At 70.9% G+C, this 20,259-nt stretch carries 24 protein-coding genes; 15 read left to right on the top strand and 9 right to left on the bottom strand.

The genetic code is table 11. The annotated features are described in order from the left end of the window. The first annotated feature begins 44 nt into the window (after positions 1 to 44). Together rpsR and rplI are read left to right on the top strand one after the other, a co-directional pair. Positions 45 to 299, top strand: a complete 255-nt coding sequence (rpsR, locus tag GH740_RS03460) for a 30S ribosomal protein S18 (RefSeq protein ID WP_029146075.1) — start codon at positions 45 to 47, stop codon at positions 297 to 299. 11 nt (positions 300 to 310) lie between these two features. Further along, positions 311 to 763 (top strand): 50S ribosomal protein L9, encoded by a 453-nt coding sequence (gene rplI / locus GH740_RS03465; RefSeq protein WP_153744631.1) that lies wholly within the window; start codon positions 311 to 313, stop codon positions 761 to 763. A 192-nt stretch (positions 764 to 955) separates the two neighbouring features. Here the strand turns inward: rplI and GH740_RS03470 are convergent, their stop codons facing one another. The 3 genes from GH740_RS03470 to GH740_RS03480 form a co-directional block, all read right to left on the bottom strand. After that, complete coding sequence (locus GH740_RS03470; protein ID WP_153744632.1) at positions 956 to 2,530, bottom strand: AAA family ATPase; 1,575 nt, start codon at positions 2,528 to 2,530, stop codon at positions 956 to 958. Between the two features lie 357 nt (positions 2,531 to 2,887). Continuing rightward, positions 2,888 to 4,231 carry a hypothetical protein gene (locus GH740_RS03475; RefSeq protein WP_153744633.1) on the bottom strand — a complete coding sequence of 448 codons (1,344 nt, stop codon included), beginning with the start codon at positions 4,229 to 4,231 and terminating at the stop codon, positions 2,888 to 2,890. Between the two features lie 79 nt (positions 4,232 to 4,310). After that, positions 4,311 to 5,255, bottom strand: a complete 945-nt coding sequence (locus tag GH740_RS03480) for a hypothetical protein (RefSeq protein WP_153744634.1) — start codon at positions 5,253 to 5,255, stop codon at positions 4,311 to 4,313. Between the two features lie 617 nt (positions 5,256 to 5,872). Here GH740_RS03480 and dnaB point away from each other — a divergent pair. The 6 genes from dnaB (at position 5,873) to GH740_RS03505 (ending at position 11,664) form a co-directional block, all read left to right on the top strand. Continuing rightward, the gene (gene dnaB, locus GH740_RS03485; RefSeq protein ID WP_367640522.1) at positions 5,873 to 7,246 is read left to right on the top strand and encodes a replicative DNA helicase; all 1,374 of its coding nucleotides are present in this window, start codon (positions 5,873 to 5,875) and stop codon (positions 7,244 to 7,246) included. A 139-nt stretch (positions 7,247 to 7,385) separates the two neighbouring features. Beyond that, positions 7,386 to 8,750 carry a DUF222 domain-containing protein gene (locus GH740_RS03490; protein ID WP_153744635.1) on the top strand — a complete coding sequence of 455 codons (1,365 nt, stop codon included), beginning with the start codon at positions 7,386 to 7,388 and terminating at the stop codon, positions 8,748 to 8,750. Positions 8,751 to 8,827: 77 nt separating this feature from the next. Next, the gene (locus tag GH740_RS13855; RefSeq protein ID WP_172978269.1) at positions 8,828 to 8,965 is read left to right on the top strand and encodes a hypothetical protein; all 138 of its coding nucleotides are present in this window, start codon (positions 8,828 to 8,830) and stop codon (positions 8,963 to 8,965) included. Positions 8,966 to 9,074: 109 nt separating this feature from the next. Next, the gene (locus GH740_RS03495; RefSeq protein ID WP_153744636.1) at positions 9,075 to 10,001 is read left to right on the top strand and encodes a VOC family protein; all 927 of its coding nucleotides are present in this window, start codon (positions 9,075 to 9,077) and stop codon (positions 9,999 to 10,001) included. Then, positions 9,998 to 10,624: an alpha/beta hydrolase gene (locus tag GH740_RS03500; RefSeq protein ID WP_153744637.1), complete on the top strand. Its 627-nt coding sequence runs from the start codon at positions 9,998 to 10,000 to the stop codon at positions 10,622 to 10,624. The genes GH740_RS03495 and GH740_RS03500 overlap by 4 nt, the downstream gene beginning before the upstream one ends. After that, positions 10,621 to 11,664 carry an LLM class flavin-dependent oxidoreductase gene (locus GH740_RS03505; RefSeq protein WP_153744638.1) on the top strand — a complete coding sequence of 348 codons (1,044 nt, stop codon included), beginning with the start codon at positions 10,621 to 10,623 and terminating at the stop codon, positions 11,662 to 11,664. Before GH740_RS03500 ends, GH740_RS03505 begins: the two co-directional genes overlap by 4 nt. A 7-nt stretch (positions 11,665 to 11,671) precedes the next feature. Here GH740_RS03505 and GH740_RS03510 read toward each other — a convergent pair whose 3' ends face one another. After that, entirely contained in the window at positions 11,672 to 12,163 is a 492-nt protein-coding gene (locus GH740_RS03510) for a MarR family winged helix-turn-helix transcriptional regulator (RefSeq protein WP_172978270.1), read from the bottom strand. A gap of 119 nt (positions 12,164 to 12,282) precedes the next feature. On the opposite strand from GH740_RS03510, the gene GH740_RS03515 reads away from it, so the two are divergent. Together GH740_RS03515 and GH740_RS03520 are read left to right on the top strand one after the other, a co-directional pair. Next, entirely contained in the window at positions 12,283 to 12,906 is a 624-nt protein-coding gene (locus GH740_RS03515) for an NADPH-dependent F420 reductase (protein ID WP_153744640.1), read from the top strand. 130 nt (positions 12,907 to 13,036) lie between these two features. Then, positions 13,037 to 13,438 (top strand): PPOX class F420-dependent oxidoreductase, encoded by a 402-nt coding sequence (locus GH740_RS03520; protein WP_153744641.1) that lies wholly within the window; start codon positions 13,037 to 13,039, stop codon positions 13,436 to 13,438. 3 nt (positions 13,439 to 13,441) lie between these two features. On the opposite strand, the gene GH740_RS03525 is transcribed toward GH740_RS03520, so the two are convergent. Then, positions 13,442 to 13,801 (bottom strand): VOC family protein, encoded by a 360-nt coding sequence (locus GH740_RS03525; RefSeq protein WP_153744642.1) that lies wholly within the window; start codon positions 13,799 to 13,801, stop codon positions 13,442 to 13,444. A 65-nt stretch (positions 13,802 to 13,866) separates the two neighbouring features. Then, the gene (locus GH740_RS03530; protein WP_367640526.1) at positions 13,867 to 14,547 is read right to left on the bottom strand and encodes a CoA pyrophosphatase; all 681 of its coding nucleotides are present in this window, start codon (positions 14,545 to 14,547) and stop codon (positions 13,867 to 13,869) included. Positions 14,548 to 14,604: 57 nt separating this feature from the next. Between GH740_RS03530 and GH740_RS03535 the strand changes: the two genes are divergently transcribed. The 4 genes from GH740_RS03535 to GH740_RS03550 are packed head-to-tail and all read left to right on the top strand — an operon-like array spanning position 14,605 to position 17,007. Then, entirely contained in the window at positions 14,605 to 15,270 is a 666-nt protein-coding gene (locus tag GH740_RS03535) for a DNA alkylation repair protein (RefSeq protein WP_153744643.1), read from the top strand. A 38-nt stretch (positions 15,271 to 15,308) separates the two neighbouring features. Continuing rightward, positions 15,309 to 15,836 (top strand): GNAT family N-acetyltransferase, encoded by a 528-nt coding sequence (locus tag GH740_RS03540; RefSeq protein ID WP_153744644.1) that lies wholly within the window; start codon positions 15,309 to 15,311, stop codon positions 15,834 to 15,836. 26 nt (positions 15,837 to 15,862) lie between these two features. Beyond that, positions 15,863 to 16,342 carry a MarR family winged helix-turn-helix transcriptional regulator gene (locus GH740_RS03545; RefSeq protein WP_153744645.1) on the top strand — a complete coding sequence of 160 codons (480 nt, stop codon included), beginning with the start codon at positions 15,863 to 15,865 and terminating at the stop codon, positions 16,340 to 16,342. Next, complete coding sequence (locus GH740_RS03550) at positions 16,339 to 17,007, top strand: hypothetical protein (RefSeq protein ID WP_153744646.1); 669 nt, start codon at positions 16,339 to 16,341, stop codon at positions 17,005 to 17,007. The genes GH740_RS03545 and GH740_RS03550 overlap by 4 nt, the downstream gene beginning before the upstream one ends. Before the next feature lie 7 nt (positions 17,008 to 17,014). On the opposite strand, the gene GH740_RS03555 is transcribed toward GH740_RS03550, so the two are convergent. Beyond that, the gene (locus tag GH740_RS03555) at positions 17,015 to 17,533 is read right to left on the bottom strand and encodes a gluconokinase (protein WP_153744647.1); all 519 of its coding nucleotides are present in this window, start codon (positions 17,531 to 17,533) and stop codon (positions 17,015 to 17,017) included. Between the two features lie 110 nt (positions 17,534 to 17,643). On the opposite strand from GH740_RS03555, the gene GH740_RS03560 reads away from it, so the two are divergent. Continuing rightward, positions 17,644 to 17,847 carry a hypothetical protein gene (locus GH740_RS03560; protein WP_153744648.1) on the top strand — a complete coding sequence of 68 codons (204 nt, stop codon included), beginning with the start codon at positions 17,644 to 17,646 and terminating at the stop codon, positions 17,845 to 17,847. Positions 17,848 to 17,852: 5 nt separating this feature from the next. Here the strand turns inward: GH740_RS03560 and GH740_RS03565 are convergent, their stop codons facing one another. Next, positions 17,853 to 19,019 (bottom strand): acyl-CoA dehydrogenase family protein, encoded by a 1,167-nt coding sequence (locus GH740_RS03565; RefSeq protein WP_153744649.1) that lies wholly within the window; start codon positions 19,017 to 19,019, stop codon positions 17,853 to 17,855. Continuing rightward, positions 19,006 to 20,241: a beta-ketoacyl synthase gene (locus GH740_RS03570; protein ID WP_153744650.1), complete on the bottom strand. Its 1,236-nt coding sequence runs from the start codon at positions 20,239 to 20,241 to the stop codon at positions 19,006 to 19,008. The genes GH740_RS03565 and GH740_RS03570 overlap by 14 nt, the downstream gene beginning before the upstream one ends. Positions 20,242 to 20,259 lie beyond the last annotated feature (18 nt).

The raw sequence follows: 20,259 nt of genomic DNA on the forward strand, positions 1-20,259 counted from the left end.
CGCCGAGGCATCCCTCACATTCTCATCAGATCTAAGGAAACAACATGGCTGGAAAGTCGAGCGGCGACCGCCGCAAGCCGCGGAAGGGCGCGAAGAACGCCGCTCCCGCGAAGTCGATCCGGGTCGGCGTCATTGACTACAAGGACGTCGCCACCCTCCGCAAGTTCATCTCGGAGCGCGGCAAGATCCGCGCCCGTCGCATCACCGGTGTCTCCGTGCAGGAGCAGCGCCTCATCGCCCGCGCGATCAAGAACGCGCGCGAGATGGCGCTCCTGCCCTACGCCGGCGCCGGCCGCTAAGGAGCACCGCAATGGCAAAGCTGATTCTCACGAATGAGGTCGCCGGGCTCGGGAGCGCCGGTGACGTGGTCGAGGTCAAGAGCGGGTACGCCCGCAACTACCTCATCCCGCAGGGCTTCGCTGTGGCGTGGAGCCGCGGCGGCGAGAAGCAGGTGGCGTCGATCCGCGCCGCCCGCGACGCGCGCGCCATCCACGACCACGAGGAGGCCGTGGCGTTGAAGGACGCCATCGAGTCCCACAAGGTCCGCCTGGCCGTCAAGGCCGGCGCCGAGGGACGCCTGTTCGGCGCCGTCAAGACCGGCGACATCGCCGACGCGGTCAAGGCCGCGGGTCTGGGCGACCTCGACAAGCGCAAGATCCACATCACCTCGCCGATCAAGGCGACCGGTGAGCACGAGGCGACGGTGCGTCTGCGCGACGATCTGACCGCCGTGATCGCGCTGCAAGTCGTCGCCGCCAAGTAGCGCAGCGATCCGCGTGCGGGCCGTCGACCTCCGGGTCGGCGGCCCTTCGCGTGGGCGCGGGGGCGCACGCACCGCGTCTGCGCCAGTTTTCAGCATCCGCGCGGCGCCGCGTACCGCGTCTGCGCCAGTTCCCAGCATCCGCGCCACGAATCGGCGCAGCGGATGCCGCGAACTGGCGCAGTCGTGTGAAGGTCAGAGCCCGCGCGCGATGGCCGCGGCTGCGGCGAGCCATGCGCGACGGGTCGCGGGCCGCAGCGCCTCGAACGTGATGATGCCGTCGACGAGCGTCGGATCGAATGGGATCGTGACGACCTCGCGCGCTATGGCGCGGAACCCGTCCGCGACGTGCCGGATATCGGCATCCGTCGCCTTCGAATCCGCCTGCGTGACCACCGCCACCGCCTCCGAGGCCAGTTGCGCCGACCGCGCATCGCGCTCGGCCAGGGCCTCCAGGAGGAGCGCTCCGGCCTCGGCATGGTCGTCGCGGGTCGTCGTGGCGATCACGAGCTGGTCGGCGTGATCGACCATCTGCAGCCACAGCGGGTCGGTCTCGTCGTTGCCGGAGTCGATCACTATCAGCCGGTAATACTTGGCGGCGACGGCGTGGATGCTCGAAACGTCGGCCGCGGTGATCCGCTGCTCGCTGGCGAGCACCGCGGGCTTCGAGCGCAGCACGTCGTATTTGTCAGCGGTCTGATGGTGCACGAATGACGCGAGATCCGCGGACTGCGCGCTCGTTCCCAGCAGCCGGTCGGTCTGGGGCAGCAGCTCGAGCAGCGTCGAGTCGTGCGGGCCTTTCTCCGTGCGCCATCCGAGCGTGCCGCGGGTCTGGTTGTTGTCCCACGCCAGCACGCCGGCACCGCCGTGGCGTGCGAACACCGCCGCGAGGTTGATCGTCGTGGGGGTCTTCCCCGCCCCGCCTTTGCCGTTGACCACGGCGATAGTGCGCGGACCCGGCCAGTGCTGCGATACCGCGCGAAGATCGGCGCGCTCGGCGCGCTCCTGCGCGCTGGGCGACACCCGCACGCCCAGCCCCACGAGCGCCCCCCGCCAGCCCTTCGTCGCCGGCTTCTCCACCGTTTCGTGCTGCAGGAACGACCGCCGCGTCGCGAGGCGCGCGTCGGTCCCGGCGGGTTCGGTGTCCTCCGGGGCCAGGAGGCCGGCGAGGGCCTCTGGAGAGGAGTCCGGGTCTGCGGGTGCCAGAAGGTCCTCGAAGGCCTCCGGCACGCCCGAGGCGGCCTCGGGGTCCGCCGTCGGCGGGAGGGTCCCGGATGCCTCCGGTGTGGCCTCCCGCGGGGCCGCCACCGGTGCGGGGGGCACCGGCGGCACGACATGCGCCTGCGGCACGGCCTGCGGCACAGGCGGCATGTCCGGCACGTAAAGAGGAGCGGGCAGGGTGGCCGGCGCGAGATGCGGTACCGGGAGCGTGGGCGGCACGAGATGCGGTGCGGAGGGCGCGGCATCCACGTCCAGCGCGGACGGCGGCACGGTTGCCCCGGATGCGGCGTCCACGGGGGCCGGGACGTCTTCGATCACCGTCATCGACCCGTCGGCGCCGACCAGCAGGTGCACCGCGGCGTCGGGTTCGACGACCGTCACCGGGACCGAGGTGCCCAGGGATGCCGCGGCCAGCGCGGCGCGATGGACGATCTCGCGGCGGGCATCCTCGTGGCGGGTCGTCGCGATGCTTTCGACGCGGCCGTCGACCTCGAGTGTCGCCGAGCCGTCCGCACGGATGGTGGCGGCGATCGTCGTGGCGTTCGGCATGGTGCTGCTCCTCAGCGGAGGGACCTCGCGGTCGTCTGGACGGCGGCCCCAGCCCGCCACGATGGCCCCGGCGTGGTCGCCGTTGCCCGCGGCGCCGCGTGTTCACGCGGCCCGGGAGCTGCGATCATCGCCTCCCCCTTCCGTGCCGGCGGCGGATCGGGCGGACCCGTCCCGCCGTTCGGCAGCGGTGGTCCCCTGCGAGAGGGCACCACGAGGAATTGTAGTCAGAAGGACCGGGATGATGCTGAGTGCGGCTGGCGCAGGGGCATGACGGATGCCGCGACCGGCCCTCTGGGGAGGGGCGGGCCGCGGCATCCTGGCGGCGCGGGGGCGGCGCTGGGGTGGCCGCCCCAGGGATCACGCCGCGCGGCGCCTCAGCACGCTGAGCATGCCGAGGGTCAGCAGCACTGCCCCGAGTGCCAGGGCAGTGGTGGGAAACGCTCCGCCGGTGGCGGCGAGTTCGCCGCCGACTGCCGTCGCGGCGCCCATGACGCCCGAGGGCGCCGGGACGCCGGAGGGCGCCATGACACCGGTCGGTGCCGGCGCACCGCTCGGCGTGGGCCGGACCCCCGGCGCCGGCTGGACCGGAGCGGTGGGGATGCCGGGGCTCGGGTCATCGACGACGGCGCCGGTCAGGACCGACACCGTGGCGTCACCGACGGCGAGTGGCTGCGACGGGGCAAGCATGGCCCGGGCGAGCCGGCCCTCCGGTCCGGCCGTGATCGTGACGCCTGGTGTCGCCACCGGTACAAATGGCGCGGTCACGGTGCCGGGCGTCGTGATGGTGCCGGGCGTCGTGATGGTGCCCGGCGTCACGCTCTCGCCGAGCAGCGAAACGGCGTTACCGGTAGCTGTCACCGGTGCCGCGATCGGCGCGATCACCTGTGTGCCGCTGAGTGCCCCGTCGGCGCCGCTCGTGGCCGGCCCCGCGCCCGCTGCGGCGGGCGTGTCGCCGGTCCCGGTCGTCGTGCCGGACGGTGCCGCGCTCGAGGTGCTGTCGCCGACGAGTGAGACGGCGTTGCCGCCGACGGTGACCGGTGCGGTGACGGGCGCGACGACCTGTGTGCCGCCGAGTGCCCCGTCGGCGCCGCTCGTGGCCGGCCCCGCGCCCGCTAGGGCGGGCGTGTCGCCGGTCCCGGTCGTCGTGCCGGACGGTGCCGCGCTCGAGGTGCTGTCGCCGACGAGTGAGACGGCGTTGCCGCCGACGGTGACCGGTGCGGTGACGGGCGCGACGACCTGTGTGCCGCTGCCCACGGAATCGGTGCCGTCGGTCGTGGGGCCGTCCCCGGCTCTCGGCGCAACCGTGGCATCCGTGTCCGCCGGCGCGGCACCTTGCGAACTGCTCGCACCCACGACGGATACCGCGTTGCCGGACACCGTGACCGGTGCGTTCAATCCAACGACGGCCTGCGTGCCGGAACCGGCGCCGTCCGAACCCGAGGTCGTGGCGGCGGTGGGAGTGGTGGTGGACCCGGCCGCAGGCGAGGCGCTGGGGCTTGCTGACTGCGACGAGTCTCCGACGAGCGAGACGGCGTTGCCGCCGAGGCTCACCGGTGAGATGACACTGACGACCCCCTGGGTGCCGGACAGCAGCCCGTCATCCCCCGAGGTCTCGGCCGCATTGGCGACCGTGGCGCCGACGAGCGTGATGCCGCCGGCCAGGAGCGTGCCCAGCAGGGCGCGCTTGACGTACGTGTGCATGAGTCCTCCTCGGACTGATCGGTGTGCGGCGCGCGAGCGCGCCGAAGGCATGCCGCCCCATAGGGCGACCGGGACCCGATCAGTCGGGGGAGACGTCCGTGGCGTACACGGGCGCAGCCGGCGACAGGTCGTCGCCGGGCCGTCCCCTTCGCACCCAGGCACGGTGCGCGAAGAGAAGGCCCGCCGTGAGCAGCGCGGCCGCGCCGGATCCCGCTCCCGCAGGACCCGATGACGAAGAACCCACCGCGGCGCTCACGCCGGGCGGGGAGAACAGTGCGGAGAGGGTCATCGGCGCTGCGCTCGCCGCCGTCACCGTGGCGACGGCGGCGGTCGTGACGAAATGGGCGCCCGCCGAGGCCGTAGCGCTCCACCATGCCTGAAGCGTCGCCCAGGATGGGCCCGTGGATGCCGGTGGGCCGGCGGTAGCGGGGGCAAGCGGAACGAGCAGCTGCAGCGGTGCATCGGGTGCGGTCGCGGTGATTGGCGTCACCACGTCGTTGATCGCTCCGCCAGCGACGCTGAGCACGCCGTCGACGGCCGACGTGGCCGCCGACGTGAGGGCTGTCATCAGATGGAGGGGCGCGACGAGGCGGCTCACCACGGGAGTCTGCGCGACGGGGTCCACGACCTCGGCACGCAGGATCGGGGTGGTCGACGCGCGGGAGCCGATGGCGCCAAGGGCGCGCTGGATGTCGGTACGGGCGTGGGCGACGACGGTCGAGGCCTTCGGGGCGGTCGGCGAAACGACTGGGGTCGTCATGGTGACGGGAATGTCAGCATCCGTCGCGGCGCGGGCAGCGCCTTCCGTGACCTCGCCCGCCGAGCCGGTGAGCCCGTGCGCGGCGTCGTCGACGACGCCGATCAGCGTCGACAGGCCGAACCCGGGCGCGTCGTCGTCCGCGCTGGCCGCGTGGGCGGCGGCACCCCCTCCGAAGACGATGGCGATGAGGGCCCAGGCGAGCGCAAGGCCCACTCCGGCGATCGCGAGCCACACGGCTCGGCCGATCCTCGACGGAATGTCCACGCTCACCTCCCCACCGACGTCGAACGTCTCCACGCGCGCAGCAGTGCGCCGTGCTTGAGGGTGCCTGGACTGCCGACCATACCCGGCTGGCGGCGTCGTGTCCAGGGTCTCTTCACAGGGGCGCCGGCTCGGCGGGAATTGACGGTGTCCGCCGATTGCGGCAACCCAAGATCCGTGGCTGTGGTATTCGCGCTCGCGCAGGCCCCCGAGCGCGCGCGAGCGCGGTGATTGTGCATAACTCTGTGGGAACCGGCAACCTTCAACCCGTGCTTAAAGCACATTTCTATCCACAGGCGGTGGAACGGCAAACCCCAGGTGAAACTGCAAAAAAAATCGCGATATCGAGAATTACACAAGTGTTGTCCACAGGCAGTCTGCACAGGTGTCTCGGCGTTTTTCGCACGCTGTCCACATAGTTATCCACAGGCTCTGTTGCAGCCCGGATACGTCATCTCTACCGTGGGTGTCTGGCCCATCCCGAAGCCGGTGCATCTCACTGTCGAGAGGGATGTCGGAGCCGCGTGCTCTCCTGTGAGCACGGCCGGCTGTGGCATCCATTGCACCGGTGCAGGGCGTGTCATGTGCGTGGCCGAAAAACTGAAGGGGGACAAAGCGTCGTGTCGATCGCGGACATTTCCGACGAGCGGTTGGGCGGGCCTCGCCAGACCGAGCGGACCCTTCCCCATGACGTGCTGGCCGAGCAGAGCGCGCTGGGCGGCATGCTGCTGTCGAAGGATGCTGTCGCCGACGTCATCGAGAGCCTGCGCGGAGCGGACTTCTACGTCCCCAAGCATGAGCTGATCTTCGAGGCGATCCTCAACCTGTACTCGCACGGCGAGCCGACGGACGTCATCACGGTCACCGACGAGCTGATCAAGACCGGCGATCTGCAGCGCGCGGGCGGTGCAGACTACCTGCACACGCTGACCTCGATAGTGCCGACGGCGGCGAATGCCGGGTACTACGCGTCGATAGTGTCGGAGCGGGCACTGCTGCGCCGCCTGGTGGAGGCCGGCACGCGCATCGTGCAGATGGGGTACTCCGGCCAGGGCGAGGCCCTCGACCTCGTCAACACGGCGCAGGCCGAGATCTACGGGGTGACCGGGACCGAGGCATCCGAGGACTACGTGCCGCTGACGGTGGCGGTGGATGCTGCGGTCGACGAGATCGAGGCGGCACGCGGTCGTGACGGCCAGATGACCGGCATCCCGACCGGGTTCCGCGAGCTCGACGACCTGACGAACGGTCTGCACCCCGGCCAGATGATCGTCGTCGCCGCGCGGCCCGCGATGGGCAAGTCGACGCTCGCGCTGGACTTCGCGCGCGCGGCCGCGATCAAGCACAACCTGCCGGCGATCTTCTTCTCGCTCGAGATGGGGCGCAGCGAGATTGCTATGCGCCTGCTTGCCGCCGAGGGGGCGATCCCGCTGCAGAACATGCGCAAGGGCACGCTCGATTCGCGCGACTGGACGACCGTCGCCGCGACTCGTGGCCGCATCAACGACGCGCCGCTGTACATCGACGACAGCCCGAACATGACGCTCGTCGAGATCCGGGCGAAGTGTCGGCGACTCAAGCAGCGGGTCGGCCTGAAGATGGTGGTGATCGACTATCTGCAGCTGATGTCGTCGGGTAAGCGGGTCGAGTCGCGTCAGCAGGAGGTCAGCGAGTTCTCTCGCGCGCTGAAGCTGCTCGCGAAGGAGCTCCAGGTCCCAGTCATCGCGCTGTCGCAGCTGAACCGTGGTCCCGAGCAGCGGCAGGACAAGCGTCCGCAGGTCAGCGATCTGCGCGAGTCCGGGTCGATCGAGCAGGATGCCGACATGGTGATCCTGCTGCACCGCGAGTCGGTGTACGACGCCGACAGCCGCCCCGGCGAGGCCGACCTCATCGTCGCCAAACACCGCAACGGTCCCACCGCGACGATCGAGATAGCGTTCCAGGGCCACTTCTCCCGGTTCGCGGACATGGCGCCGGCGGGGGACTTCGCGTAGGGGTACCGAACCACTGTTTCGGATCTATATACGAGTAATCCGGCTCCTCCCCAGCGCTGACACTGAAGCGCGCTTCCACAGATTCGACAAGATTCGAACATTTGCTTGATCCACCTTCGAAACTGCGTACTATAGAAGCATGGAAGACGCGCTGACGGGACTCGACGAGGCGATGGTCGCTCTGCGGCACGCCTGGTTGATCGATGCCGAGCGCGCGGCGGTGCCCGCCGAGCAGCTCGACACGGCGCATCTGGTCACCGTCACCGCAGCGCTCGCCGCGCTGGGGCGGCGTCTCGATACGGTCCGCGCCCAGGTCGCGGCAGGGATCGATAGGGCATCCCGCCCCGAACTCGGAGCGGACTCGCTCGCGAAGCAGCAGGGCTACCGCGACCCGTCCGCGTTGATCGCCGCCACGACGGGGATCGGCGCTGGCCAGGCCAAGCGACTCGTGGCCGTCGGCAAGGCTATAGCGCCGCGGCAGGCGCTGACCGGTGCGCCGCTGCCGGCCAAGCATCCCCATGTCGCGGACGGGATGCGTCGCGGCGCCCTGGGCGAAGCGGCGGCGGGTCTCATCATCGGGATGCTGGAGCGGGTCGCCGTCCGCTCGAGTGCAGAGGACCGCGATCGGGCAGAGCAGACCCTCGTCGAGCGCGCGCCGGGGCTCACTCTGGATCAACTGCGAAGGCTCATCACTCATGCCGAGGCATGGCTGGATCAGGACGGCGTGGAACCCGCAGAACGCGATCGCCGCGGGGAGCAGTATCTCCGCCTGTACGAACGCGACGGGTTCCTGCATGTGGACGGGAAACTGGAGATCGTCACCGGTGCGCCCGTGAAGGCGGCGATCGAGGGCCTGGTGACGGCCGCGTTCCGAGAGAGCCGCGACGATGTCACCGCCGGAGACGATGATGCGATCCGCGCGACGGTGCAACAGCGGCAGGCCGCCGCGCTGATCCAGCTCGCCGAACACGCGCTGAGCTGCGATCACACCGATCTGCCCCTGGGCGGGGCCACCGTCGTGGTGCGGATGAGACTCGAGACCCTCACCGACGGCGTCGGGCTCGCCGAGATCGACGGGATCACCCAGCCGATCTCCCCCGCCGCCGCCCGCCACGTGGCCGCAACCGCCGGGATCATCCCGGTCGTGCTGGACGGCAAGTCCGAGATCATGGACTGGGGCAGGGCCAGGCGGCTGTTCACCCCGCCGCAGCGCTTCGCCCTCGTCGAACGCGACGGCGGGTGCGCGATGTGCAACCTGCCACCCGGGATGACGAAAGCCCATCATCTGAACTGGTGGCGCAGAGACCACGGCAGAACGAACATCGACGAGGGCGTCCTGCTCTGCGAATCGTGCCATCATCGCATCCACGACAACGGGTGGGAGATCCGCATCGAGGGCCGCGGCACGACGGCCAGAGTCTGGTTCATCCCACCCCCGACGGTGGACCCCGCCCGGACCCCACGCCTCGGCGGGCGGGCGCGCTTCCACTGCGCGGCCGCCTGACGGCTCGCACGTCGCGCTGCCACATCGCCACCGTCGCAACCGCTCGCGGCCGCCGCCGGTGTGCGAGAGTATGCGCCATGGATGCCATCACCGCCGCCGTGTTCGCGACGACCGTCGCCGCCGTCGGCCTGTACGCCCTGTACTGGGTCGTCCGCAAGGCCGTGTCCGCCGGCATCCGCGACGCGGAGGCTGATCACTCCCACTCCGACCGGTGAGCGAACTCCCGCATTCGACGGCACCCGGGGGGCGGCGTCAGCCCCGGGAATGAACCGCACCGGCGTGATGTTGTAGATACAACAAACCGACCGCACTCCCGGAGATCTCATGACCACGATCGAAGCCACGCCCACTCCCGATGGCGTCCTCAACACGCACACCGGAATGGATGCCGTCACCCTGCGGGTGGGAGACCTCGAACTGATGTCGTCCTACTACGCGAATGCGCTCGCGCTCGAGCCGATCGAGGAGCGCACGCGCGGAACCGAGGTGCACCGAGTGCTGGGCCGCGGCCAGACCCCCATGGTCCGCCTCGTGGCCACGCCCGGGCTTCCCGCCGTCGATCCGCGTCAGGCCGGACTGTTCCACACGGCGTTCCTGTTCGACGATGCCCCCGCCCTGGCCGCCACCGTGCTGCGCGCCGCGCAGGACCCCCGCAGCCGGTTCACCGGGTCGAGCGACCATCTGGTCAGCGAGGCGTTCTACTTCACCGACCCCGAGGGCAACGGTGTCGAGCTGTACGTCGACCGCGAGCGTTCGCAGTGGCAGTACCGCGACGGCGAGCTGCAGATGGCGACCCTGTACCTCGATCCCAACGCCTACCTGCAACGGCACCTCGACGAGAACACCGTCGCCACCGTCGCGCAGACGTCGGGCCGGGTCGGGCACGTTCACCTCCAGGTGGGCGACATCCCCACGGCGCGGGCGTTCTACGTCGACGCCCTCGGTTTCGAGACGACGGTCGGCACCTACCCGGGCGCCCTGTTCGCCTCGGCCGGCGGCTACCACCACCACATCGCGATGAACACCTGGAACAGCGCAGGAGCCGGTCCGCGCGCCGCCGGCCTGGGGCTTGGCGATGTCGCCATCACCGTGCCCGGCCGCGACGACCTCGACGCGCTCGCGGCCCGTCTCGCCCACCATGCGCTGCCGTTCGCCGATGACGGACGCGCGATCGTCGTCGCCGACCCGTGGGGCACTCAGGTCACCGTCGCGCTCCCCGGGGCCGACGCCGACGAACTGCTCGACCGATGACGCTGCACGCTCTCGCATCGCCGGATCGGGGGACGGATGCCGCCACCGCCGTCTTCCTGCACGGGTACGGCTCGAACGAGCAGGACCTCGTCGCGCTGACATCGGTGCTGCCGGACGGGATGCCGTGGGCGTCGCTGCGGGCGCCGATCGTCGTCGGCCCGGCCGGTCATGCATGGTTCCGCATCGGCGAGCCCGGCAATCCCGATCCCGCCGACGTGGCCGCGGCCGCCGACGCTATCTGGTCGTGGGTGGATGCCACGCTGCCGGCCACCGCGCGCATCGTGCCGATCGGCTTCTCGCAGGGTGGGCTCATGGCATCGCAGCTGCTGCGCACCGCGCCGGAGCGCGTGCTCGCCCCGGTGATCCTCGGCGGGTTCGTGCAGGCAGGCGAGCAGCCCGGCGACGAACGACTGCGACGCACCCGCCCCGCCGCCTTCGACGGCCGCGGCCTCGATGACCGGGTGATCGCGGCGTCCGCGGTGACACGCACCGATGCCTGGCTGCCCGTGCACACGACGCCGACCGTCCGCCGTTATGCCGATCTCGGACACGGCATCGACGCGCGCGTGCTCGCCGACGTCCACGCTTTCCTCGCTGCCCACATCCCGGCCACGACGCCATGACCCCGGCAGTCGCCCCGCCGTTCGAGATCGGGATCTTCACGTTCGGCGAGCTGTCCCGGCCCGGCCTCGGCACTCCGACGGATCCGCGCACGCGTCTCGAGCAGATCCTGGAATGGGCCCGCGTCGCGGACGCGGCGGGACTGGACGTGTTCGGGGTGGGCGAGCACCATCGTCCCGACTTCGCGGTGTCGTCGCCGCAGACGGTGCTCGCCGCCGTCGCCCGCGAGACGCAGCGCATCCGGCTCACCAGCACCGTTTCGGTGCTCTCCAGTGCGGATCCCGTGCGGCTTTTCGAGGAGTTCGCCACGCTCGACCTGCTCAGTGGCGGTCGCGCGGAGATCACCGCCGGCCGTGGCGCCTATGTCGAGTCGTTCCCGCTGTTCGGGCAGGATCTGGGACGTTACGACGAGTACTTCGAGGACCGCCTCGGCCTGCTGCTCGCGGTGCGCGACGGCAACCCCGTCACATGGTCCGGCTCGACCCGACCGCCCCTGGTGGACGCCGGCGTATGGCCGCGCCCGCTGCAGGAGCGTCTGCCGGTGTGGATCGCCGTCGGCGGGACGCCGGCGTCGGCGGTGCGGGCGGGCGCTCTGGGTCTGCCGATGTATCTCGCGATCCTCGGGGCGCCCCCGCGTTTCCGTGCACTGGCCGAGATGCATCGCGAGGCCGCCGTCGCCGCGGGCAGAGAGGTCCCGTCGGTGGGGGTGACATCCCACTTCCACGTCGCCGCGACCTCGCAAGCCGCCCGGGACGCGTTCTTCCCGCATTACGCGGCCTACTTCGCGCAGAACATGCCCCGTGGCGGCCGTCTGGACCGCGATGTGCTCGAGACATGGGCGGGCCCGGGCGGCGCGCTGTTCGCGGGAAGTCCCGCGGAGATGGTCGACAAGATCCTGTGGGAGCACGAAATGCTCGGCCATTCCCGCTTCCTCGCCCAGGTGGGGCTGGGTGGGCTGCCTCAGGCCGACACTCTCCGCTCGATCGAACTGCTGGCCACCGAAGTGCTGCCGGCCGTGCGATCGGCGCTCGCCGGTCCCTGACGCCCGGTCACTCGCCTGCCGGAGTGGAGGCGTGCTGCGCAGCGGCGAACCCCACGCGATTCTGCGGGTCCAACCGCTGCACGAGGGGTTCGAGGACGTCTGCAAGTGCCGTCAGCTGGGCGTCGTCGAGCCGGTCGATCACGATCTTCTTGACGAGCGCGAGGTGATCGGGAAGGGCGTGCACGAGCGCCCGGCGCCCTGCCGTGGTCAAGTGCACGTTGATGACCCGCGCGTCGCCCGCGCCGCCGAGGCGCTCGACGAGTCCGCGGGCGGCCAGTTTGCCCACCACCCGCGACAGACGTGGCATCGTCGCGTTGACGGCGGCGGCCAGATCCTTCGTGCGCAGCATCGAGCCCTTCGCCTGCCGCAGCGTCCCGAGCACGATGAACTCGAAGTGGGTCATGCCCGACTCCGCCTGCAACTGCGCATCCAGCGCGGCCGGCAACAGCTCCGCTGTCCACACCAGCGAAAGCCACGCTCGGGATTCGAGCTCGCTCATCCGGGGAACCTGGTAGGCCATGGCATCCCGAGTCTACGGCGGGCGGGAATACTTGCCGCGACAACACTGTTGACCATTTAGTTGTCACTACAACTTATAACTCGTCTGGAGGACGACCAATGACACGCATCTCGATCATCGGCATCGGCAACATGGGCTCCGCGATCGCCGGCATCGCGGCGAAGGGCGGCGCATCTGTGCAGGTCGTCGCGCGCGACATCACGAAGGCGCAGCAGCTGGCGGCGCAGGTCGGCGGCACCGCCGGATCGTTCGGTGACGCGCTCACCGGCGAGATCGTGGTGCTCGCGCTCCCGCACCCGGCGCTGGCCGACGTCATCGCGACATACGCCGAGCAGCTGGACGGCAAGGTCGTGGTGGATGTCACGAACCCCGTCGACTTCGCCACGTTCGACGCGCTGACCGTGCCCGCCGACAGCTCCGCGGCCGCCGAGCTGCAGGCCGCACTGCCCGGCGCGCGGGTCGTGAAGGCGTTCAACACGAACTTCGCGGCGACGCTGCTGTCCGGCGAGGTGGGCGGCGTGCCCACCACCGTCGTGATCGCCGGCGACGACGAGGCCGCCAAGGCCCGGCTCACCGAGGTCGTCTCGGCCGGCGGCGTGACGATCGCCGACGCGGGATCCCTGAAGCGGGCGCGGGAACTGGAAGCCCTTGGGTTCCTGCAGATGGTGCTCGCCGTCCGCGAGCAGGTCGCCTGGACCGGCGGCTTCGCGGTCCGCGCCTGATCACGCAACCCCTCAACGAGAACGCGGTGCCCCCCAGGGGCGCCGCGTTCTCGGCATCAGGAGGAGCGACATCCCGCCGACCGTCGACAGCCCGGCGCCACCCCCCACCTGCGTTTGGGATGCTGGAGGCATGACCGACATCGACACACTCATCCCCGACAGCCGCCGCGACCTGCTCGAACGGCCGCTGTTCGGGCATCTCGGCACGATCCGCCCCGACGACACGGCACAGGTCACGCCGATGTGGTTCGAGTTCGACGGTGAGCACGTCCGGTTCACGCACACGACGAAGCGCCAGAAGTACCGCAACCTGAAGCGCAATCCGTCGATGGCACTGTCGATCGTCGACCCCGACAACCCGGTTCACTACCTCGAGATCGCCGGCCGGCTCGTCGAGATCGTCCCGGACCCCGAGGGCGCGTTCTACGTGCGCCTGCAGAATTGGTACGGCGATCCGAGCACGACGCCGCCGGCTAACAAGGCCGACCGCGTCATCCTCGTGATGTCGATCGAGCGCACGACGCACCAGTAGGCGTCAGCCCATCGTGCCTTCGAACAGGCCGATGACATTGCCGTCGGGGTCCTCGAACACGGCCCACCAGCTGGTGTCCGTGATCGGGCTCTTCGGCGTGTGCACGCGACCGCCGGATGCCTCGACCTTCGCGAGCACATCGTCGATCGAGTCCACCTCTACCGTGCTGCGCGGTTGGGTGAAGTCGTCCGAGCGCTTCACCAGCGCGCCCCCGCTGGACCCGTTGGGCCCCTGCCACATCGGGTAGTCGTCGAAGCCCGGTGCGTCGGCGATGTTCCACCCGAAGACCGTGCCGTAGAAGTCCTTCGCCGCCCCGAAATCGCGCACCGGGATCTCCAGATGTGTGACGTCACCATTCGGCATTGTTCCCGCTCCTTCGATCAGTGAATCCGCTCAACGTACGCCTCACGATCGGGGGTGGCAAGAGGTCACACCCCGGGTTCGACGACCCGGTCTTCGTCCCACGGCACGGCCCAGCCGAGCGTGTCGAACAGGCCCGACAGGAGCGCCGCGGTGAACCCCCAGACGAGCCGCCCATCCACCTCGAACGCCGGCATCCGCGGTATCCGCATGCCGCGCACCCGCTCCACACTGCGGCGATTCGCCGGGTCCAGCAGCGCACCCACCGACGTGAAGAAGACCTCTTCGGTCTCGGCGGCGTCCACCGCGTGGACCGGTGAGGGATGCCGCCACCACGCGGGAACGGGAGTGACGAGATGGTTGCTCACGGCCAGGGGAAGCTCGGGCAGCGGGGCGAACAGCTCGATGCCGCGCGGGTCCACGCCGGTCTCCTCGACGGCCTCGCGCACCGCGGCCGCGCTGGGGTCGACATCCACCGGCTCCAGCCCGCCGCCGGGAAACCCGATCTGGCCGGGGTGGTGGCGCAGGCCCGACGCGCGCCGCAGCAGGAGCACCGCCGTGTCGCTCGGCGCGACGGCATGGTCGCCGACCGACCCGTCGGCGGCGCCGAACAGCATCAGCACCGCCGAGCGGCGCCCGGATGCCAGGGTCGTCAACTGCTCGGGCAGGCGGCCCCAGTCCACGACCGGCCCGCCGATCCGCGCGAGCGCCGTGCGCGCATCGCCCGCACCAACCTCTGTCGCACCCACGACCAGGAACTTACCCCACGCCCGTATTAGAGTCGACGCACGGACGAGGAGGGTGCGATGACCGCCACGGTGGACGGCGTGCTGGCCGAGCTCGCCGCGCTCGAGGACCCGAAGATCCGGGCCGTGAACGAGCGGCACGGGGACGATCACGGCGTCAACCTCGGAAAGCTGCGCGCGGTCGCGAAGGGGCTGAAGACCCAGCATGAGCTGGCAGTGCGGCTGTGGGCGACCGGTGACACCGCGGCGCGCCTGGTCGCGCTCCTGATCTGCCGGCCGAAGCAGTTCAGCCAGGACGAGCTCGACGCGATGCTGCGCGAGGCGCGCGTCCCCAAGGTCGTGGACTGGCTCGTGAACTACGTCGTGAAAAAGAGCCCGCACGCCGAGCCGCTGCGCGTCGCGTGGTCGGCCGATGCCGATCCGGACGTCGCCGGAGCGGGATGGATGCTGACCGCCGACCGAGTCGCGAAGGCGCCGGACGAGCTGGATCTCGACGCGCTGCTCGAGGTGATCGAGGCGCAGATGCGGCAGGCCCCGGGCCGGCTGCAGTGGGAGATGAACCATACGCTCGCCCAGATCGGCATCTCGCATCCGCCGCTGCGGGCCCGCGCCATCGAGATCGGCGAGCGGCTCGAGGTCCTCAAGGACTACCCGACCCCGCCGAACTGCACGTCCCCCTTCGCGCCGATTTGGATCGCGGAGATAGTGCGCCGGCAGTCCGCCTGAGCACGCGGTCGTAGACTCGCTCCGGCGAAAGGGGCGGGATGCAGATCCGCGATGCGACAGGGCGGGATGCCGCGGGCATCGCCGAGATCTACAACGACGCCGTCGCGCACACGACAGCGACGTGGCACACGACCCTCGTCGACGTCGCCGACCGCGCCTCCTGGATCGCCGCGCGGCAGGCGCGCGGCTTCCCGGTGCTGGTGGCCGTCGCGGACGACGACGTGCTCGGATATGCCACCTACGGCGACTGGCGCGCGTGGGAGGGATACCGGTTCACCGTCGAGCACTCCGTCTACGTGCGCTCCGACCGGCGCGGCCGCGGCATCGGGCGGCTGCTGATGGAGGACCTGGTCGCGCGGGCCCGCGCCGCCGGGAAGCACACGATGGTCGCCGGCATCGCCGCCGAGAACACCGGGTCGATAGCCATGCACGAACGGCTCGGCTTCCGCGAAGTGGGCCGGCTGCCCGAGGTCGGCGCGAAGTTCGGCCGCTGGCTGGACCTCGTGTTCCTGCAGCGGGTCCTCGACGACCGCGCGGAACCGGGCACCCGAGAATTGGTTACATGATGTAATCATGCGCTAATGTAACGAAGATGGAACCCACCGTCCTCGACCGGCTGCTGGAGATCAGTGCTCTCTTCCAGCGCGATATGCAGAATGGGTTCGCGGGCACGGCGCTCACCGAGACGCGTGTCCATGCGTTGTGGGTGCTGCAGCACGCCGGGCCGGTCACGCAACAGGCCCTCGCGCAGGCGCTCGGGACGACCCCCCGGAGCGTCTCCGCCCTGATCGACGCGCTCGCCGCCGCCGGCTATGTGGTGCGTGGTCCCCATCCGGACGACCGCAGAGCGCACCTGGTGACGCTCACCGAGGCGGCCGCGACGCTCATGGCCGGCATGCAGTCCGACCACGAGCAGCTCACCTCCACGCTGCTGTCGGCGGTGGATGCCGCCGATCGCCCGGGATTCGAGCGGGGCGTCCTCGCCGTGCTCGAACGCCTCCGGGGCCTCGTTGGGAGCGAGACCGTGGACTACAGCGCCGTGGAGCGCCGGGCCGAAGGCACGCAAACATGACCGACACGCGGCATCCCGCACCCGAGGCGACCCGCCGCCAGCGCATCGCCTCGCTGTCGGTGCGCGCCGTCCGCATCGAGCTCCGCGTCTACGAGAGCCTCTGGCGGATGGCCGTGCGCCGTCCGAGCATCGCCCCCGGCGCCCGCGGCTTCGGGTATCACCGGCCGGTGCTGACGATCCTGCTCGTGTTCATCGGGCTGTCCGCGCTCGAGATCCCCATCGTCGACCTCATCGTCCACCGGTGGACGCCGGTGCGGATCGGGTTCCTCGCCCTCGGCATCTGGGGAGTGACGTGGATGCTGGGACTGTTGTGCGCGTACTTCACCCGCCCGCACACCGTCGGCCCCGACGGCATCCGGGTCCGCGAGGGCCTCGAGCTCGACCTGCCCGTCGCGTGGGACGACTTCGCGTCGATCGAGCTGCGGCCGACGACGATCGAGGGCAAGCCGGGCCGCGTCTTCGACGACGGCGACGACCGCGTGTGCGCGGTGAAGGTCGGCAGCCACACGAACCTCGAGATCCGCTTCGAGCGGCCGACCACGCTGCGGCTGCCGGGGCTCGCGCCGAAGGGCGGCGCGCACACCGTCACGGTGCTCCGGTTCTGGGCCGACGACCCGCGCGGTCTCCTGAACGCCGTGGGCGTGCAACTGCGAGACGTCGAGTGATCCGCGACTAACGCCGAGCCGCGAGTGCGGGTAGCGCCGCCATCGCGTCGTCGACGACCGCCGCGACATCCCGGCCGACGTCGATCTCGCGACCCGGCTCGTCGGGCGCCAGCGGCTCAAGCGTCGCCAGCTGGGAGTCCAGCAGGGATGTCGGCATGAAGTGGCCGCCGCGGTGCGAGAGCCGGTCGGCGATCACATCGCGCCGTGCGACCAGGTGCAGGAACACCGCCCGAGGCTCCTCGGCGAGGATGGCGTCACGGTATGCGCGCTTGAGGGCCGAGCACGCTATCACCAGGCCCGTGTCCTCCGCCTCGGTGAGCGCCCGGCCGATGCGCGCGAGCCACGGCCACCGGTCCGCGTCCGTGAGCGGGTGACCTGCCGCCATCTTGCGGATGTTGGCCGCGGGATGCAGGTCGTCGCCGTCGACGAACCGGACGCCGAGGCGGTCGGCGAGGTGCTTGCCGATCGTCGACTTGCCGGATCCGGAGACCCCCATCACGACCACCAGCGGCGTGTGCTCCGCCATCCTGCTCTCCCCCGTTCCCACGACGATACCGCGGCGTGCTGTGGTGCCGGGGCCGGCGGCCCGGCACCGTCCCCGGACGGTAGCGTCGATCGTGAGAGGAAGAGGCATCCATGGTGGGATCCGACGACCGCGACCTGGTCACGCTGTTCACGAAGGCGCTGCGCAAGCTCGGCGAGGCCGGGCGGCCCGAGGAGGCCAGCATGCTCGGCGCGCAGGCGTGGTGGGCGCTGAAGGACACCGACGCACGCGCCGCCGAACGGGTGAACGGCACGATGCACTACCTCGCGGGGTTGCCCTCCACCGCCGACGACTGAGACGCTCAGTCGTCGAGCAGTGCGGCGGCGTACATCGGCCGCGCCGCGTCGACGCTCGGCGGATGGAAAAGCCCGGCCGTGGCGTCCCGGAACAGTCGGCTCACCTCGTCACCGTTGCCAAATCCCGACCCGCCCGAGCAGATCAGCGCGGTCTCGGCCGCCCGGCGCGCCGCGGCCGAGGCGTTGATGCGGGCGGACACCAGACGCAGCGGCCAGCCGGCGCCGTGGTCGACGACGTCGTCGAAGTCGCGGCAGTACGTCTCCAGCTGCGCGGGCACCGGCAGGTAGTCCAGGTACGCGTCCGCGAGGCGCGCCCGCGACTCGGGCACCTCGGCGTACGTCGTGCCGGACTTCGCGGACGTTCGCCGTTTGAGCCCCGCCGCCGCGAGGTCGAGCGCGCGCCGCGCGACGCCCGCGTACACCGAGCCGATCAGCAGCTGGAAGTTGCTCGTGATCGCGAACGTCAGCAGGTCGGGGACCCGCCCCGGCGGCACGTGCCGGGCCACGCGCCCGGGCGGCATCCGTACGTCCTTCAGGATCGTGGCGCGGCTGTGCGAGGCACGCATGCCGATCACGTCCCAGTCGTCCGAGACCGTGATGCCCGCAGCATCCCGGTCCACGAATCCGTACACGAGGTCCGGTTCGCCCGTCGAGTCCAGGCCGTGGACGATGAGGCGCGTCCACACCGGCGACAGCGACGTGAAGATCTTCACGCCCGACAGCAGATACCCACCGTCGCCCTGCGGCACCGCGACCGTGTTCGAGCCCTGCAGCACCCAGTCGTTCGCCGGCTCGCTGATCCCGAACGCGAAGACCTCGCCCGCCATCGTCTCCTCGAACACGTACGCCAGTGACCGGTCGCCGCGATCGAACATCGCCTTCACGACACCGCCGCACATCAGGTGCATGTTGACCGCGAGCGCCGTCGCCGGAGCCGCCGTCGCCAGCCGCTGCTGCAGTCGTGACACCTCAGCCAGGTTCAGCCCGGGCCCGCCGAGCTCCTCAGGGACGAACAGGCGCAGATAGCCGCGGTCGCGCAGCTCGACGAAGTCCTCGTCGAAGAACGCGTTCTCGCGGTCGTAGCGCGCGGCGCGCTCCCGGAACCGCTCCAGCAGCTCGTCGGGAAGGTACGTCTCGGCCAGCTGCGCGTGCCGCGCTTCACGGTCGGTCATCGGGTTCTCCTGTTCTGAGGATGACGGCGCCGTTGTGCCCGCCGAATCCGAACGACGTCGAGAGCACGGTGCGCACGTGCTGCTCACGGGGCTCGGTGACGATATTCCATTCCGGGAATGCGGGGTCGTCGAGGTTGATGGTGGAGGGGAGGATGCCATGGCGCAGCGTCGCGACGGCGATGATCGCCTCGACCACGCCGGATGCGCCGAGCAGGTGGCCGGTGCTGGATTTCGTCGCGCTGATCGGGATGCCGCGGGCCGCCGCGCCGAAGGCCGCGGCGAACGCCGCGAGCTCCGCCGCGTCCCCCGCCACGGTGCCGGTGCCATGCGCGTTGATGTGGTCGACCGTGCCGATGCCGGCGTCGGCCAGCGCCGCGCGGATCGCCCGGGCGCCGCCCGCGCCGGACGGGTCCGGCGCGGTGGGGTGATACGCATCGCTGGACGCCCCGAAGCCGGCGAGTTCGGCGAGCGCCGGAGCGCCGCGTCGATGCGCGGACGTCTCCGACTCGAGCACGACGGCGGCGGCGCCCTGCGCCATCACGAAACCGGACCGGGCGGCGTCGAACGGGCGGGAGGCACGGGCGGGGTCGTCCTCGTACCCGGATGCCAATGCGCGCATATTCGCGTTCGAGGACAGGTTCACGGCGTTCAGGCAGTCCTCCATGCCGACCACCAGGACGGCGTCCGCGTATCCGTGCCGGATCCGCCGCAGCCCCTCGCCGAGGCCGACGGCACCGCTCGCGCACGTCGCCGAGACCCCCTGCGCGCCCCCCAGGATCCCGTGCCGCTGGCTCAGCACGGCGGCCGCGGCATCCGGCGCCCCGTGCATCGACAGGGTGAGCGGGACCGCGCGGGGACCGCGCGCGTCCAGGGCGCGGGTGGCCTGCTGCATGGCATCCACCGGTCCGGATCCGGTCGCCGCTATCACCGCCACCCGCTCCGGACCCCACGGCAGCGGCGTGGCGCCGGCCTCGGCCAGCGCCTGGTCGGCGGCGGCGATGGCCCACAGCTGCATCGGAGTCAGCCGCCGGGCCAGGCTCGGCTCGACAGTGGTCTCGAATCCCGAGACCTGTCCGCCGATCCGCACCGCGAGGCCGGCGAACGCCGGGGCGTCGAGCCTCGTGATCGCGCTGCGGCCGGAGGCCACGGCATCCCACAATCGCGCCGCATCCAGCCCGCTGGGCGTGATGGCGCCCGTCCCGGTGATCACGACGCGGGTCATGCGCGCCGCCTCTCCTCG

It is taken from the genome of Microbacterium sp. SYP-A9085, assembly GCF_009649635.1.
In the GTDB taxonomy this organism is placed as follows: Bacteria; Actinomycetota; Actinomycetes; order Actinomycetales; family Microbacteriaceae; genus Microbacterium.

Bases quoted from the DNA above. Each gene is read 5' to 3' on its own strand.
- rpsR (WP_029146075.1), top strand. From the start codon at position 45: ATGGCTGGAAAGTCGAGCGGCGACCGCCGCAAGCCGCGGAAGGGCGCG.
- rplI (WP_153744631.1), top strand. From the start codon at position 311: ATGGCAAAGCTGATTCTCACGAATGAGGTCGCCGGGCTCGGGAGCGCC.
- GH740_RS03470 (WP_153744632.1), bottom strand. From the start codon at position 2,530: ATGCCGAACGCCACGACGATCGCCGCCACCATCCGTGCGGACGGCTCG.
- GH740_RS03475 (WP_153744633.1), bottom strand. From the start codon at position 4,231: ATGCACACGTACGTCAAGCGCGCCCTGCTGGGCACGCTCCTGGCCGGC.
- GH740_RS03490 (WP_153744635.1), top strand. From the start codon at position 7,386: ATGGAAGACGCGCTGACGGGACTCGACGAGGCGATGGTCGCTCTGCGG.
- GH740_RS13855 (WP_172978269.1), top strand. From the start codon at position 8,828: ATGGATGCCATCACCGCCGCCGTGTTCGCGACGACCGTCGCCGCCGTC.
- GH740_RS03495 (WP_153744636.1), top strand. From the start codon at position 9,075: ATGACCACGATCGAAGCCACGCCCACTCCCGATGGCGTCCTCAACACG.
- GH740_RS03500 (WP_153744637.1), top strand. From the start codon at position 9,998: ATGACGCTGCACGCTCTCGCATCGCCGGATCGGGGGACGGATGCCGCC.
- GH740_RS03505 (WP_153744638.1), top strand. From the start codon at position 10,621: ATGACCCCGGCAGTCGCCCCGCCGTTCGAGATCGGGATCTTCACGTTC.
- GH740_RS03510 (WP_172978270.1), bottom strand. From the start codon at position 12,163: ATGAGCGAGCTCGAATCCCGAGCGTGGCTTTCGCTGGTGTGGACAGCG.
- GH740_RS03515 (WP_153744640.1), top strand. From the start codon at position 12,283: ATGACACGCATCTCGATCATCGGCATCGGCAACATGGGCTCCGCGATC.
- GH740_RS03520 (WP_153744641.1), top strand. From the start codon at position 13,037: ATGACCGACATCGACACACTCATCCCCGACAGCCGCCGCGACCTGCTC.
- GH740_RS03525 (WP_153744642.1), bottom strand. From the start codon at position 13,801: ATGCCGAATGGTGACGTCACACATCTGGAGATCCCGGTGCGCGATTTC.
- GH740_RS03535 (WP_153744643.1), top strand. From the start codon at position 14,605: ATGACCGCCACGGTGGACGGCGTGCTGGCCGAGCTCGCCGCGCTCGAG.
- GH740_RS03540 (WP_153744644.1), top strand. From the start codon at position 15,309: ATGCAGATCCGCGATGCGACAGGGCGGGATGCCGCGGGCATCGCCGAG.
- GH740_RS03545 (WP_153744645.1), top strand. From the start codon at position 15,863: ATGGAACCCACCGTCCTCGACCGGCTGCTGGAGATCAGTGCTCTCTTC.
- GH740_RS03550 (WP_153744646.1), top strand. From the start codon at position 16,339: ATGACCGACACGCGGCATCCCGCACCCGAGGCGACCCGCCGCCAGCGC.
- GH740_RS03555 (WP_153744647.1), bottom strand. From the start codon at position 17,533: ATGGCGGAGCACACGCCGCTGGTGGTCGTGATGGGGGTCTCCGGATCC.
- GH740_RS03560 (WP_153744648.1), top strand. From the start codon at position 17,644: ATGGTGGGATCCGACGACCGCGACCTGGTCACGCTGTTCACGAAGGCG.
- GH740_RS03565 (WP_153744649.1), bottom strand. From the start codon at position 19,019: ATGACCGACCGTGAAGCGCGGCACGCGCAGCTGGCCGAGACGTACCTT.
- GH740_RS03570 (WP_153744650.1), bottom strand. From the start codon at position 20,241: ATGACCCGCGTCGTGATCACCGGGACGGGCGCCATCACGCCCAGCGGG.